At 69.0% G+C, this 14,612-nt stretch carries 14 protein-coding genes; 8 read left to right on the forward strand and 6 right to left on the reverse strand.

The features are described from left to right. Positions 1–79 precede the first annotated feature (79 nt). From G3M62_RS05195 to G3M62_RS05205, 3 genes are all read left to right on the forward strand, one after another. Complete coding sequence (locus G3M62_RS05195; RefSeq protein WP_165185258.1) at positions 80–757, forward strand: LysE family translocator; 678 nt, start codon at positions 80–82, stop codon at positions 755–757. Positions 758–948: 191 nt separating this feature from the next. Further along, positions 949–1,716 (forward strand): DUF3108 domain-containing protein, encoded by a 768-nt coding sequence (locus tag G3M62_RS05200; RefSeq protein ID WP_165185259.1) that lies wholly within the window; start codon positions 949–951, stop codon positions 1,714–1,716. 213 nt (positions 1,717–1,929) lie between these two features. Continuing rightward, a complete protein-coding gene (locus tag G3M62_RS05205) occupies positions 1,930–2,403 on the forward strand; it encodes a molybdopterin-binding protein (RefSeq protein ID WP_165185260.1) in 474 nt (157 codons plus the stop codon). Between the two features lie 43 nt (positions 2,404–2,446). Here the strand turns inward: G3M62_RS05205 and G3M62_RS05210 are convergent, their stop codons facing one another. Then, positions 2,447–2,956 (reverse strand): DUF1993 domain-containing protein, encoded by a 510-nt coding sequence (locus G3M62_RS05210; protein WP_165185262.1) that lies wholly within the window; start codon positions 2,954–2,956, stop codon positions 2,447–2,449. Positions 2,957–3,129: 173 nt separating this feature from the next. Here G3M62_RS05210 and prfA point away from each other — a divergent pair, with 173 nt between their 5' ends. Beyond that, complete coding sequence (prfA, locus tag G3M62_RS05215; protein WP_165185263.1) at positions 3,130–4,197, forward strand: peptide chain release factor 1; 1,068 nt, start codon at positions 3,130–3,132, stop codon at positions 4,195–4,197. Here the strand turns inward: prfA and G3M62_RS05220 are convergent. The 3 genes from G3M62_RS05220 to G3M62_RS05230 form a co-directional block, all read right to left on the reverse strand. After that, positions 4,194–7,190 carry a sensor histidine kinase gene (locus G3M62_RS05220; protein WP_165185265.1) on the reverse strand — a complete coding sequence of 999 codons (2,997 nt, stop codon included), beginning with the start codon at positions 7,188–7,190 and terminating at the stop codon, positions 4,194–4,196. The two genes, prfA and G3M62_RS05220, sit on opposite strands and share 4 nt — an antisense overlap. 127 nt (positions 7,191–7,317) lie before the next feature. Beyond that, a complete protein-coding gene (locus G3M62_RS05225) occupies positions 7,318–7,848 on the reverse strand; it encodes a GNAT family N-acetyltransferase (protein WP_165185266.1) in 531 nt (176 codons plus the stop codon). 39 nt (positions 7,849–7,887) lie between these two features. Continuing rightward, the gene (locus G3M62_RS05230; RefSeq protein WP_165185268.1) at positions 7,888–9,144 is read right to left on the reverse strand and encodes a YihY/virulence factor BrkB family protein; all 1,257 of its coding nucleotides are present in this window, start codon (positions 9,142–9,144) and stop codon (positions 7,888–7,890) included. Between the two features lie 82 nt (positions 9,145–9,226). Here G3M62_RS05230 and G3M62_RS05235 point away from each other — a divergent pair, with 82 nt between their 5' ends. Next, positions 9,227–9,988, forward strand: a complete 762-nt coding sequence (locus G3M62_RS05235) for an MOSC domain-containing protein (RefSeq protein WP_165191195.1) — start codon at positions 9,227–9,229, stop codon at positions 9,986–9,988. On the opposite strand, the gene G3M62_RS05240 is transcribed toward G3M62_RS05235, so the two are convergent. Together G3M62_RS05240 and G3M62_RS05245 are read right to left on the reverse strand one after the other, a co-directional pair. Then, on the reverse strand, positions 9,985–10,284 hold the full coding sequence (locus tag G3M62_RS05240; protein ID WP_165185269.1) for a type II toxin-antitoxin system RelE/ParE family toxin: 300 nt from the start codon (positions 10,282–10,284) through the stop codon (positions 9,985–9,987). The genes G3M62_RS05235 and G3M62_RS05240 overlap by 4 nt on opposite strands. Beyond that, a complete protein-coding gene (locus G3M62_RS05245; protein WP_165185271.1) occupies positions 10,281–10,532 on the reverse strand; it encodes a type II toxin-antitoxin system ParD family antitoxin in 252 nt (83 codons plus the stop codon). Before G3M62_RS05245 ends, G3M62_RS05240 begins: the two co-directional genes overlap by 4 nt. A gap of 85 nt (positions 10,533–10,617) precedes the next feature. On the opposite strand from G3M62_RS05245, the gene prmC reads away from it, so the two are divergent. The 3 genes from prmC (at position 10,618) to G3M62_RS05260 (ending at position 14,531) form a co-directional block, all read left to right on the forward strand. Then, positions 10,618–11,466: a peptide chain release factor N(5)-glutamine methyltransferase gene (gene prmC, locus G3M62_RS05250; protein ID WP_165185273.1), complete on the forward strand. Its 849-nt coding sequence runs from the start codon at positions 10,618–10,620 to the stop codon at positions 11,464–11,466. A gap of 320 nt (positions 11,467–11,786) precedes the next feature. Further along, a complete protein-coding gene (locus tag G3M62_RS05255; RefSeq protein WP_165185274.1) occupies positions 11,787–12,968 on the forward strand; it encodes a DUF4167 domain-containing protein in 1,182 nt (393 codons plus the stop codon). A gap of 132 nt (positions 12,969–13,100) precedes the next feature. Beyond that, positions 13,101–14,531, forward strand: coding sequence for a M20/M25/M40 family metallo-hydrolase (locus G3M62_RS05260; RefSeq protein ID WP_165185276.1), 1,431 nt, complete (start codon positions 13,101–13,103; stop codon positions 14,529–14,531). Positions 14,532–14,612: the final 81 nt, after the last annotated feature.

A 14,612-nucleotide genomic window follows, 5' to 3' on the forward strand; every position in this document is an offset into this window, starting at 1 on the left:
GTAATGGTGACAATATAGGTTTTGACTCATGATGCAATTGGCAAGATGACCGTGACATTCCGCCTTTGGAGTGTCCCTCATGACCGCTCAACTGCTGCTCGCCTTCGTCCTGTTCGCCTTCGCCACCGCCGGCACCCCCGGCCCCAACAACATGATGCTGCTGGCCTCGGGCGCGAACTTCGGCCTGCGCCGCACGGCGCCGCAAATCCTCGGGATCAGCGTCGGCCTGGCGGTGATGGTGGTGGCCATGGGGCTGGGGCTGAGCGGGGTGTTCAAGGCCTGGCCAGTGCTACACGACGTGCTCAAGTGGGTGGGCGGCGCCTACATGCTGTGGCTGGCCTGGAAGATCGGCACGGCCACGGGCATCTCGGACAAGGCCGTCGGCGCCAAGCCGATGACCTTCCTGCAGGCCGCCGCCTTCCAGTGGGTCAATCCCAAGGCCTGGGCCATGGCCCTGACGGCGGCCACCACCTACACGCCCGAAGGCTCGACGATAGGGGTGTTCTTCGTGGCCGGGACCTTCATGCTGGTCGGCGCGCCGTGCAGCGCCGCCTGGGCGGGCTTCGGCCAGGGCTTGCGCCGGTTCCTGGACCGGCCGGTGGTGCTGCGGATGTTCAATGTGACCATGGCCGTGCTGCTGGTCGCGTCGCTCTATCCGCTGGTGGTCGAGACTCGTCCCGCCGCCGTGGCGAAGGAGGCTCCGCGCGAGCTGGCCAGCGATCTGCCACCCACGCCGCGCTGGGCGTCGCACGGCTAGGGCTGATCGAAACCCTCGTCCTTCGACAAGCTCAGGACGAGGTTTCGACTGCCTAGGCCTCCGCCATGGTCCTCATCCTGAGCCTGTCGAAGGACGAGGACCACGCACGGCGTCGGCGTCCATTACCGAACCTTAAGTGGTTCAGCGCGGGCGGTTGAGGTCTGGTGCGGCGGCAAAATCCGGAGCCGTCCATGTCCCTCGCCGTTCGTTCCGCCGTCTGCGCCGCCCTGCTGCTGATGGGGAGCGCCGCCCAGGCCGCCGTCACCCCCGTGCCGGTCGGCCAGCCGCTGGCCCGCTTCGCCAATATCAAGCCGGGCGCGCACCGCTATCTGCGCTTCAAGCAGGCCGGCGACACGGTCCGCGTCGCCGACGTCTGGACCCGCGAAGTCCGCTTCGAGGACCAGGACGGCCAGCGTCGGCTGCATATCGTCCAGCACTGGGACGGCGTGGGCGGGACGCCGTCGGACCGTCAGCTGGACAGCTGGTTCGAGGTCGGCACCTTCCGGCCCCTGACCCACATCCGCCGCACCCAGAAGGACGGCGTCGCCAAGGTCGAGGCCTACGCCTTCCAGCCCGACAAGATTGTTGGTCTGAAGGACGTGGAAGGCAACGCCGCCAAGGATTTCGAGGTCGCCTCGCCGCAGCCCAGCTTCAATTTCGAGACCGACATGGAGTTCCTCCAGGCCCTGCCGCTGGCGACGGGCTACGAGGCCAGCATCGTCTTCACCCATCCTGGCGGTGGCCCACCGGCGGCCTATCTGTTCAAGGTGACGGGGTCGGAGGTGCTGGACCTGCCCGGCGGCGGCAAGGTCGACTGCTGGCTGGTCACCGCCGACTACAACCACCCGGAGATGGGCGTGACCCGCTTCTGGTTCGCCAAGAGCGGCCAGGTGATGATCAAGCAGCTCTCGCCCTTGCCGGACGGGTCGGGCGTGCTGGGCAAGACGTTGTTGTACTAGCCAATTCAACCCGCTCATCCCGGCGAAGGCCGGGACCCAGATCCTAAAGCCGAGTGGGTGATTGGAAGCACTCAGAGCCCCTGGCGTCAGCCACACCGCTATTCCATCTGGGTCCAGGCCTTCGCCGGGATGAGCGGAAAAGGAGGAGGGAGCGCGCTTGCCTAATCTCGCGCATCGGCCCCAGATCGGGCCTTCACGAAAGGTCCTCGCCCCATGCGCCCGCTGCTTCTCGCCGCCCTGATCACCCTGGCCGCGACGCCCGCCCTGGCTCAGGACCTCAAGGTCACCGTTCAGGGCCGGGATTCCGTGGTGCTGACGCCGGCCGATCTGAAGGCCCTGCCGCGCGCCAAGGCGACCTTCACCGCCCACGGCAAGCAGATCACCTATGAGGGCGCGGTGCTGAACGCGGCGCTAAAGCAGGCCGGCGTGGTGTCGGGCGACCGGCTGATGGGGCGCTATCTGAACCAGGTGGTGGTGGCCAAGGGCGCGGACGGCTTCACCGCCACCTACTCCCTGGGCGAGACCGACCCGATCTATCGCGCCAATCCGGTGATTGTCGCCGACAGCAAGGACGGCCAGCCGCTGGACGCCAAGGAGGGGCCATATCGCCTGGTGGTGGACGGGGACCTGCGCCCGGGGCGCTCGGTGCGGCAGGTGGTGACGGTCGAGGTGAAGGCGGTTCCGTAGACAACGATCGGGGACACGCGCATGCGCGTGTCCCCAGCGGGGGCTACCCGCGCGGTCCCAGGTAATCCAGCTTGCCGATCGCAACGCCCTTGTGGCGCAGCAGGTCGTAGGCGGTGACGATGTGGAAGAAGAAGTTCGGCAGAGCGAAGCCCAGCAGGTAGTCCTCGCCGGTGAAGGTCATGGTCCCGCCGGCCGTCTTCAGTTCGACGGTGCGGTCCTCGCTGCCCTCGAAGGCCTTGGGATCGACGCTTTGGATATAGGCCAGGGTGTCGGCCACGCGCTTCTGCAGCTGGGCGAAGGTGGTTTCGTCGTCGGCCATCGGCGGCGCGTCGAGGCCGGTGAGCCGCGACACCGCGCCCTTGGAGGCGTCCGAGGCGCGTTGGATCTGGCCGGACAGCGGCAGCATGTCGTCGGCGAGACGGGCGGTGACCAGGTCGTCGGGGTTCCAGCCCTGGGCCTTGGCGTGGGCCTCGCCCTTCTCGAGCAAGGTCGCCAGCACCTTGAGGGCGCGGACGAAGACGGGGACCGAGGCGCGATGCATCGACAGGGGCATGGAAGGCTCCGAGGGAAGGGCGCGGCGTGGTGGATGGTTCGCCGTGGCCGGGAGATGGGGGCGCAAGGCCGCGCTTAACAGGTCCGTCAAGCTCGCTTCCGAGCCAAGGGGTGACGCCGGGCGCTGGGAGCGGTAGAGAGACCGCCCAATTCCCCACAGCGTGACGTTCCCCCTTGCGACTGCCCCAGGCCCGCCTCGACCAAGTTCTCGACCGTTTCCGTGAAGTCGAAGCCCGCATGGGCGCGGCCACCGACGGCGCCGAGATCGTCAAGCTCTCCAAGGAGCACGCCGAGCTGCGTCCGGTGGCCGAGGCCGTCCAGGCCCTGGCCAAGCTGAGCGCCGACCGCGCCGAGCTGGACGAGCTGGCCGGCGATCCGGAAATGGCGGCCATGGTCGCCGACGAAATCACGGCGCTGGACGAGAAGCTGCCGGTCATGGAGCGCGAGCTGGCCCTGATGCTGGCCCCGCGCGACAAGGACGAGAACGCTTCGGCCATTCTCGAAGTCCGCGCCGGCACCGGCGGCGACGAGGCGGCCCTGTTCGCCGGCGACCTCTTCCGCATGTACCAGCGCTACGCCCAGCTGCAGGGCTGGCGGGTCGAGATCGACAGCGTCTCCGAAGGGGAAATGGGCGGCTACAAGGAAATCATCGCCTCGGTCACCGGCGACGGCGTGTTCGGCCGCTGGAAGTTCGAGAGCGGCGTGCACCGCGTCCAGCGCGTGCCGGCCACCGAGGCGCAAGGGCGCATCCACACCTCGGCCGCCACCGTCGCGGTGCTGCCCGAGGCCGAGGACGTCGAGATCGAGATCAACGAGAGCGACCTGCGGATCGACACCTACCGCTCGTCGGGCGCCGGCGGCCAGCACGTCAACAAGACCGACTCGGCCGTGCGCATCACCCACTTGCCGACCGGCGTGGTGGTGACCTCGTCGGAAAAGTCGCAGCACCAGAACCGCGCTCGGGCCATGAAGAACCTGAAGGCGCGTCTCTACGACATGCAGCGCGAGGCGCTGGACACCGCCCGCTCGGACGCCCGCAAGAGCCAGGTCGGCAGCGGCGACCGCTCCGAGCGCATCCGCACCTACAACTTCCCGCAAGGTCGGGTCACGGATCACCGCATCAACCTGACCCTCTACAACCTGGCCAAGGTGATCGAGGGCGACGGGCTGGACGACGTGATCAAGCCGCTGATCGCCGAGGATCAGGCCGCGCGCCTGGCCAGCCTGGAAGAAGGCTACTAGGCGCGCGCTGAGCCGGACTCGCCGAAGATCCGGCGCAGCCAGTCGCGGGGCCGAAGAGCATAGGCGACCGAGGCGGGCACGTTCAGCGTCACGCTGGCGCCCGCGCCCGGCTGACTTTCCAGAGCCAGGGTCGCGCCCATCCTGCGGGCCCTTTCGCGCATGCCGGCCAGGCCATAGTGACCCTCCTGCTCCGAGCGCGGCGGAGTGTCGGCGTCGAAGCCCCGGCCGTCGTCTCGGACCACGACGCGCAGTCCGCTGGCGTGATAGGCGACCAGAACGCGAACCTGTCCGGCCTGGGCATGGCGCGCGGTGTTGAACAACGCCTCGCCGACGATGCGCACCGTTTCGTCGACGACCCGGGGCGCGAGCTCGCGCGGCAGGCCCAGGCTGCCGACCGCGACGTCCACGGCGGGCGCGAAGGGCTGCTGCTCGACCAGTTCCTGCAGGATGGCGTCCAGGCGCCGCCCGTCTGGGGATCGCAGATCGCGCACCCGGTCGCGGCCCTCGACCAGCACCGCCTCGGCGCGCTCCAGCGCGGCTTCGATGGCGGCGCGGGCGGGATGGCGCTCGGGAACGCGCTCGGCCGCCGCCTGGAAGCGCAGGATCAGGCCCTGGACGCCTTGCAGCAGGGTGTCGTGCAGTTCGCGGGCGATGCGCTCGCGCTCGGCGGTGCGCTCCTCCAGTCGCTCGCGGATATTGCGGGCCACGCGGCGCAGGCGCAGCGAATACAGCATCCAAAGCGCGAGGCCGACGGCGGCCGCGGCCAACAGGCGGAACCACCAGGTTTCCAGCAAGGTCGGCGGAATGGTGATCGACAGCGCCGAGCCTTCGGTGTTCCAGACACCGTCCTCGTTGGCCGCGGTCACCCGGAAGCGGTAGTGGCCCGGGCCCAGGTCGTTGAAGAAGGCCGCGCGCTGGGCGTCGGCGTCGATCCAGGTCTCGTTGAGGCCCTCGAGTTGGAAGCGAAAGCGAACGCGACTGGGCACCGAAAGGCTGCCCGCCGCATAGCCGATGGCCAGGGCCTTGGTTCCCGCCGGAAGCACCACCGTACCCGTCGGATCGCGCAGCTTGCGTCCCGCCGCGGTCAGCGACCGGATCGCCACCGGCGGCGGGGTCGGGTTGGTGGTCAGTCGCGCGGGATCGATGGCCAGGACGTTCCGGCGGGTGAGGAACCAGATCCGGCCGTCGCCGCCCTCCACCACCTGAGCGCCGGGCACCTTCTGCGGATAGCTGTTGAGCCCGTCGCGGAAGTCGAACACCCGGTGCGGCAGCGGGGCGCCGGGGTGGGCGAAGGCGTTGTCCAGGTCGGCCGTGCGCATCCTGACGATCCCGGCGTCGCCGATCGTCCAGGTGTCGCCGGCGGCGGTCTGCGCCAGGCCGTTGATCGAGCCGAGCCACGGATAGGCCTCGGCTCCCAGTTTCTGGACGCGGTCGGCCGAAAGCCGGGCGAGGCCCCGGGCGCTGCTGGCGAACACGGCGGTCCGGCCGGCCATGACGCCCTCGATCTCGCCGATGCCGACCCGGCCGCGGTGGACGGCGAGAAACGGCATGGGCGGCTGCTTCGGATCGCCGCGATAGAGCACGACTGCTCGCCCCTGCGCATCGCGCACGGCGTTGCCGGGCGGCGCCCCGCCCGCCGCGACCGGCCAATGCGACCAGCGCCCTTCGGCCAGCATGTTGAGGCCTTTTTCCAGGGCGGGAATCCACAGCCGCCCCTCGCGGTCCTCCGCGCAGCCGTACGAATAGGCTTCGGAGGGACGGCGGAACACCGAGACGCCGTTGGGACTCAGCCGGAAGACTTCCTGGTTCAGCGGCATCCACAGGCTGTCGCCCGAACCGGCGCACAGGGCCGCCGGCAGGGACGGCGCCTGCATCACGATCCGGGCCGAACCACGCGCGGGGATGGCGTAGAGCGTCTTGGAGTCGCTGACGAACACCGTGCCGTCCTCGCGGGCCGCCAGGCGGTAACCGCGCGCTGAGTTCTGCGGAATGTTCGGTTCGACGGCGACGGCCGCCGGCCGCAGCATGTCCACCCCAAGCTCGGTGCCGACCCAGATATTGCCTTCGCGGTCCTCGAACACGGCATGGGTCTGATCGGACGTCAGGCCGTCGCGCGCGGTGAAGGTGTCGGCGCCCGGCTGGGTCATGCGCGCGACGTTGAACACCCCGTCGGTCCAGGTGGTGCCCCACAGCTGCCCGCGGCGGTCGAACAGGATCCGCGCGCCGCCCACCTCGCCCAGCTGCGAGAACGCCTGGCTTGAACCGGGCAGGGCGGAAGGGCGGAGCGGGCGGGTCGAGGTCGTGTCGGACACCCAGATGGCCCCGTCGGGCGTCTCGCCGATGCTGGCGCGCGAGGTGACCGGTTCGTTGGTCGCCTCGAACCGGGCCGCGCCGGGGCGCTTGAAGACGACGGTCTTGTCCAGCACCACCCACAGCGTGCCGTCGCGCGACACGTGAATGTGCCAGACCCTGTCGGACGGCAGGCCGGTCTCGGCGCCGATTTCGTCCCACCGGCCGTTTCGCCAGCGCGCCAGGGTGTGGTCGCCGCGTCCGCCCCGGGCCACCCAGATGGCGCCGTCCGGTCCTTCGGCCAGGCCGGTGACCTCGCGCGAGGGGTTGGGCATGCGCGCGTCGATCAGGCGACCCTGGCGATAGACCGCCACGCCGGCGCCGCGCGCCAGGCCCACCCAGACGTCGCCGGAGCGGGCGCCGAGCACCTCGGCGACCACCAGCCGCGCCGGCTTGGGCTGCTCGCTTTCGATCTTTTCAAAGGTGACCCCGTCGAAACGGAACAGGCCCTCGACGCCGCCCAGCCACAGATAGCCGTCCCGGGACTGGCCGATGGTGTTGATCCGGCCCGGCGCGCCGCCTTCGACCGACCAGCTCACGTGCTTGTAGTCGTTCGCCAAGGACGCGGCGTCAGCCGACGGCGCGACAGCCATTGGGGCGGCCATCAACGCGGCTGCCACGGCCGCGTGCAGCGCGGTCCTCATCACCTTGGACGCCATAGCCTGCCCTGCCCGCCACGGCTCTCGCCGCGGCCCCCGTCACCCCGTAAGCCAGCCGGCGACTCGAAGCCATCGGGGACTCAGGATCCCGGGCGTCTAAGTCGACCGCTGCCTAAATCACCTTCTCCAGCACCACGAACTCCAACGCCTGTTGCGGCTTGCCGAACCGCTCGCCCACCGGGAACGGTTTGCGCTCGCCAGTCAGCGCATAGCCTCGGCGCTGGTACCAGGCGATCAGGGTGTCGCGCAGGTGGACGACGGTCATGCGCACGCGCCTGGCGCCCCGGCCGGCCGCGTAGGCCTCGCCGTGGGCCAGCAGGGCGCGGCCCAGCTGGCGGTCTTGCAGGTCGGGGCGGATAGTCAGCATGCCCAGGTACCAGGTGTCGCCTTCCGCCACGTCGGCGTCCGGCTCGATCCAGACGCAGCCCAGCAGCGGACCATCAGTCTCGTCGCGCAGCGTCAGCAGCACGGCGTTCGGGGCCTCGGCCAGGTCCTGTTTCAGGCTCTCCAGGTCGATGCGCTGGCCGTCGATATAGCCGGCCTCGGTGGTCCAGCCGGCCTGGGCGCCTTGGCCGCGATAGGCGGAGTTGACCAGGTCGACGATGGCGGGGAATTCGGACGGGGCGGCGGGAGCGAAGATCATGGCTCATGACTTAGCGGCGCAGCCGGGGTTCGCCAAGGCTCAGCTGGGCGGCCGCGGTTGGTTGGAGCGCTTGCCGCGCGCCCGGTTCCAGTAGCGGCCGGACACCCGTTTGACCGTGCCGGCCTCGCGCTGGATGAACTCCCAGGGATGGAAGGCCAGGCCGACGGTGTCGGCCATGGCCGCGCCGCGCTCGCCCATCGGCTTTTCGGGGCCGGTGGTGGAGTCGATGGCGGTCTGGTGCTCGATCTCGGCGTTCAGCTCGGCCCCGACCAGCACGGTCATGATCGAGAACCACATCCAGACCATGAAGGCGATCACCGCCCCCAGCGGTCCGTAGGTGGCGTCGTAGTGGGCGATGTTGTTGACGTAGAGCGAGAAACCGAGCGAGCCCAGCAGCCAGGCCGCCGCGCCGAACACCGCCCCCAAGGCAACCCAGCGCCAACGGGGGCGGGCGCGACAGGGCGCGAAGCGGTAGAGCATGGCGAAGGCGATGGCGGTCACCGCCAGCACGATCAGCCAGCGCAGCGGGACCCAGATCACGGCCGCCGAACTGAGGCCGATCCGCTCGAACACCACCGGCGCGGCGATCAGCACGCCGGCCAGCACCACGGCGTAGAGCAGGGCGCAGAAGGTGAAGGCGTAGGTCCAGATCGTCTTGGTGACGAAGTTGCGCTTCTCGTCCTCGTCATAGGCGATGTTCAGGCCGTCGAAGAGCGCCTTCATGCTGGCGTTGGCGCTCCAGATCGACAGCAGCAGGCTGAGCACGAAGGCCACGCCCAGTTTGGTCTGCTCCTGGCTGGCCAGGCGCAACATCTGCTCGCCGATGATGTTGACGACGCTGGCGGGGAAGACGCTCGACATCTCCTGCAGCTGCTTCTCGACCGCCCCGACGTCGGCGAACAGGCCGTACAGCGACACGAAGGCGCCGATGGCCGGGAAGATGGCCAGCAGGGTGTAGAAGGTCACGCCCCCGGCCACGGCGGGCAGGCGGTCGACGCTGATCTCGCGGAAGGTGCGCCACAGGATGTCGCGCCAGCCGAGGACCGGAATGCGATGCGGATGTCGGGCGGCGCGGCCGCGCATCGGCTCGGCCTGGTCGAACGCGTGCGGCGGCATGGCCCGGTCCTCGGACAGGCCGGGCGGGTGGTCGATCAGGGTCTCGTTGGCGGCGGATTTCGGTGCGGGCTTGGGCAGGGCGAAGGGGATCAGGGCCAGCAGGGCGATCCAGGGCGTCAGGTGATAGGGCCGCGAGGCGATCCACGACCGGATCGGGCGTCGCGGAGTGGTCTCGGTCATGGTCTGGCCCTCCGGGGGAGGAACACCCCGGGGCGGGGCGGTGTTCCTTGCCAAGACGCGAGTCGTCGCCGACCTTGCGCCCATGCACGCCCGGATCGCCAGCCTTTATCGTCACCCCGTCAAGGGCTTCACGCCCGAGCGCCTGGCCGGGGCCGAGCTTACGGTGGGCCAATGCTTCCCCTGCGACCGGCTCTACGCTGTCGAGGACGGGCCCAGCGGCTTCGACCCCGACGCGCCGACCCACATCTCGAAGATGAAGTTCGCGGTGCTGGCCAAGATCCCCCAGGTAGCCAAGGCCCGCACCGCCTATGACGAGGCGACCGGCGTGCTCACCGCGCGGACCGAGGGCCAGGCGGACTTCGCCGGCGACCTGCGCGGTGACGACGGGCGGCGCGGGTTCGAGGCCTGGCTCGCCGGCCTGCTGGGCGATGCGGTGAAGGGGCCGCTGCGCGTGGTCGAGGGGCCGGGCGACTACCGGTTCATGGACAGCCGCAGCGGCTATGTCTCCATCGTCAACCTGGCCAGCGTGCGCGACTTGGCGGACAAGCTGGGCCGGCCGGTCGATCCCCTGCGCTTCCGCGCCAACCTCTATGTCGAGGGCTGGCCGGCCTGGGTCGAGAACGACTGGACCGGCCGGACGATGGCCGTGGGCGAGGCGAGGGCGGAAGTGCTGAAACCCATCGTCCGCTGCGCCGCCACCCACGTCGACCCGGTCACCGCCGAGCGCGACATCGAACTGGTGAAGGCCCTGTTCGATAACTACGGCCACATGTTCTGCGGCATCTATCTGAAGGTGGAGCAGAACGGGGCGGTGGCCGAGGGGGATGAGGTGGCGGTGGTTTAGTCGCCGCCAAAGCGCAGGGTCGCGTCTTCACTTTGGTGCATGACGCGGTCGATCTCGATGTGCCCCGCCTCCAGCCGATAGAAGATCACGTGTGATCCGACTAGGCGCTTGCGATAGCCCTCGTCGAGGCCGTTGAGGACAGGGTTAATCGCCGGGCGTTCGGCGATAAGCGTGAACGCCGCGCGGATGTCGCGCAGATAGGCGGCGGCGCGTCTGGCGCCCCATTGATCACGGGAATACGTCCAGATGTCATCGAGATCGCGACGGGCTTCTCCCGAAAGCCGTACGCGTTTCACTCGGCGACGCCCTCGTCCCGAAGCTTTTCTTCGATGAAGGCGTCGAAGTCGAAGTCGTCTATGAAGCCGCTTGCACGCCCCTTGGCGAGCTCGGCGCGCAGTCTTTCTAACTTGGTTTCCCGCTCCTCCAGCAGTCGCAGCCCCGCGCGCACGACCTCGCTGGCCGAGCCGTAGCGGCCATCGCCAATCTGGGCTTCGATGAAGGTCTGGAAGTGGTCGCTGAGAACGATCGAGGTATTCTTGCTCATCGGATCCTCCGACCGGCAAAGTACCAGAAAATGGTACCGACTTCAAACTCGCCCCGGCGACGATGACGCGCTAAGGAGCGCCCCCATGACCCTGACCCTCGTCAAAGCCTGGAACACCGCCAAGGATCGTCTGAAGACCGTTCAGATCGATCAGCCGGCGATCGACGCCCGCCTGCTGCTGGAAGTGGCCGCCGACGTCACCCGCACCGACATCATCACCGATCCCTATCGCGTGCTGACCGACGCCCAGATGGCGACGCTGGAGGATTTCCTGACCCGCCGCGCGGCGCGCGAGCCGGTCAGCCACATCATCGGCCGCAAGGAGTTCTGGAAGATCCTGCTGCAGGTCAACAAGAACGTCCTGACCCCGCGTCCCGAGACCGAGGTCATTGTCGACGAGGTGCTGAAGGCCTTCCCGGAGGCCATGCCCTTCAACATGCTGGACCTGGGCGTCGGCTCGGGCACGATCCTGCTGGCGGTGTTGGCCGAGCGTCCGGCCGCCAAGGGGCTGGGCATCGACGTCTCGGAAGACGCGTTGGCCGTGGCCCGCGAGAACGCCGCCAACCTGGATCTGGCCGGCCGCGTGGCGCTGATGCGCGGCGACTGGACCAGCGGCCTGGGCGACGACAGCTTCGACCTGGTGGTCTCCAACCCGCCCTACATCGCCACCGACGTGATCGAGACCCTGGAGCCGGAGGTCCGCGACCACGAGCCGCGCCTGGCCCTGGACGGCGGCGCGGACGGCCTGGACGCCTATCGCGTGCTGGCCGGCGAGATCCTGCGGGTGCTCAAGCCTGGCGCGATGTTCGCCGTCGAGATCGGCTACGACCAGTCGGCGGCGGTGGAAGCGCTGTTCAAGGACGTCGGCGCCCAGAACGTGAAGACCATCAAGGATCTCTCGACCCACGACCGCGTTATCACCGGCACGAAATAGCGGTCGACAACACGGCCAGGGTTTCAGCCAAAATCGCGGGCTGAAAAATCCCTTGGAAAGCCCGGCGTGAGGCGCTAGACGAGTAATGTCTCCTTCCAAAGCGCCGGGTGACGGGAAAAACGATCGTCTAGACGATCGCGAGGCTCCCCCGGCAGGCGCGAACGGCCGATCCGGCTGATCGCCGCGCCCGAACCGGGCGGAGGCTCTACGGAAACCAACGTCTCTAGAACATCGAAGGCAGGACCTAACAGGGTTCCACCCCGCTCCAGAGGCCAAACACCGGACGCGCAGATCGCCGCCGGACAGGTTCAGAAGAGAAGATGAGAGATTTCAAGGGCATGAAGCGCCAGCGCGGCCGCAACAATCGCGGCGGAGCGGGTAGTGGCGGCAAGCCTCAGCAGCACAACGCCAACCGGGCCTTCGATTCGAACGGCCCCGAAGGCGTGAAGGTGCGCGGCGCGGCCCAAGGCGTTTACGAAAAGTACCAGCAGCTGGCTCGTGACGCGACGTCGTCCGGCGACCGGGTTCTGGCCGAGAACTACCTGCAGCACGCGGAGCACTACTTCCGGGTCCTGCGCGCCATTCAGCCGAATCGTCCGGTCAGCGACATCATCGGCAAGGACGCCTATTCGGCCTACGAGATCGACTTCGAGGCCGAACCCGAAGAACAGCCCGAGACCCCCGAGGCGACCCAGACCGAGGCTTCGGCCGACGGCGAAGGCGGCGAGGGCCAGGGCGGCGAACAGCGTCGCGATCGGTTCGAGAACCGGCCTCGCGAGGATCGTCCCAGAGACGGTCAGCGCGACGACCGCCCGCGCGACAACAACAACCAGAACCGCGACCGTTTCGACGGCCAGCAGGGCCAGGGTCAAGGTCAGAGCCGCCGCGACCGTTGGCGCGACCGCGACGACCGTCCGCGCGACGGTCAGCGCGATGACCGCCCCCGGGATGATCGTCCGCGTGACGACCGTCCTCGCGATGATCGGCCAAGAGATGACCGTCCCCGGGATGATCGTCCTCGTGACGACCGTCCGAGGGAAGATCGCCAGCGCGACGAGCGCCCCCGTGAAGACCGTCCGCGCGACGATCGTCCCCGGGAGGATCGCTTCCGTGAAGAGCGTCCCCGCGAAGATCGCGTCCGCGAAGATCGTCCGGTCGCCGCCGAGGCTGTCGAAGCGCCGACCGAAGGCCGTCGTGAGCGTCCGCGCCGCGAACGGGCTCCGCGCGATCGCGATCCGATGGCCGTGATCGAGCCCCAGGCCACGCCGCTGACCAGCGAGGCCGCGGCCTCGCCGCTGCTGCGCAGCCAGGACGGCGACGTCAGCCACGCCCCGGCCTTCCTGGGCCGCAAGTCGGCCCGCGCCGAAGCCGTTGCGGACACCGGTCCGGTTTCGACCTCGTCGGTTCTGGCCGCCGACGCCGAGGCCGCCCCCGCAAAGCCCAAGCGCCGCCGCGCCCCGCGCAGCTTCGAAGGCGCGGCGCCCGGGTCGGAAGAGGCCTAGGCTTCTCCACGCATTGACTAAACTTCAGTCATCCCCCGACCCGTTCGGGGGATGACGTCGTTTTGGCCCTCGCCCATTGCGCTGGCCCATGAACCCCGCCTAGCCTCTCGCTCAACAATAAAGGGAGGCGACATGCGCGGCGCGACCAAGACCATCCTCATGACGGCGGCGGCGTTGTCGACCCTGGCCCTGGCGGGCCTCGCCCAGGCCCAGAGCGCGTCCAAGGACGCCAGCGAGCCGGCCTTCCGCGGCCTCTACAAGGAACTGGTCGAGACCAACACCACGGCCTCGGTCGGCAGCTGCACGGCCGCCGCCCAGGCCATGGGCGCGCGGCTGAAGGCGGCGGGCTTTCCCGACAGCGACGTGAAGGTGGTCTTCCCCGACGAGCACCCCAAGGCCGGCGCCCTGCTGGCCACCCTGCACGGCAAGGACCCCAGCGCCGGCGCCATCCTGCTGATGGCCCATATCGACGTGGTCGAGGCCAAGCGCGAGGACTGGGTGCGCGACCCGTTCACCCTGATCGAGGAAGGCGGCTACTTCTACGCCCGCGGCGCCAGCGACGACAAAGCCATGGCGGCGATCTTCACCGACAGCCTGGTGCGCTACAAGAAAGAGGGCTTCGCGCCCAAGCGCGACATCAAGCTGGCCCTGACCTGCGGCGAGGAGGGCGGCCAGTTCAACAGCGTGCCCTGGCTGCTGGAAAAGCACCCGGAAGCCATGAAGGCCGACTTCGCGCTGAACGAGGGCGACGACAGTCGCCTGGACGAGACGGGCAAGCCCAAGCTGCTGTCCATCCAGGTCGGCGAGAAGGTCTATATGGACTACAATCTGGAGGTCACGAACCCGGGCGGCCACTCCTCGCGGCCGGTCAAGGACAACGCGATCTACCACCTGGCTGGCGGCCTCTCGCGCCTGGGCGCCTATGACTTCCCGATCGCCCTGAACGACGCGACCAAGGCCTATTACGAGCAGAGCGCCAGGATCGAGCCCGATGCCGAGGTCGCCAACGCCATGCGGGCGATCGTCAAGGATCCGTCCGACGCGGCCGCCGCCGCCATCCTGGCCCGCGATCCCGCCCGCAACAGCATGATGCGCACCACCTGCGTGGCGACCATGGCCGAGGCCGGCCACGCGCCCAACGCCCTGCCGCAACGGGCCAAGGCCAATGTCAATTGCCGCATCCTGCCGGGCAACGATCCCAAGGTCATCCGCGACCAGCTGGAGCAGGTCGTCGCCGACCCGGCCATCAAGATCACCCTGGCCGCCGACCCCGACCCGGTCAGTCCGCCGCCGCCGCTGACGCCCCGGATCATGGGACCGGCCACCAAGGTCGCCGGCAAGATCTGGCCTGGCGTTCCGTTCATCCCGGCCATGCTGACCGGCGCCACGGACGGCCGCTTCACCAACGCCGCCGGCGTGCCGACCTACGGCCTGTCGGGCCTGATGGCCGGCCCGGACGGCGACAACATCCACGGCCTGAACGAGCGCATCCAGGTCAAGGCCCTGATGAACGGCCGCCAGTTCCTGTACGAGGTGGTCAAGCTGTACGCGGACGGGAAGTAGGAGCCCTACTGGTGTCATCCCGGACAAGCGCGAAGCGCGCCGATCCGGGACCGCCGGAAGCGCTGAGTTCACGCGTCGGTC

The sequence above is a fragment of the Caulobacter soli genome (assembly GCF_011045195.1).
GTDB lineage: Bacteria > Pseudomonadota > Alphaproteobacteria > Caulobacterales > Caulobacteraceae > Caulobacter > Caulobacter soli.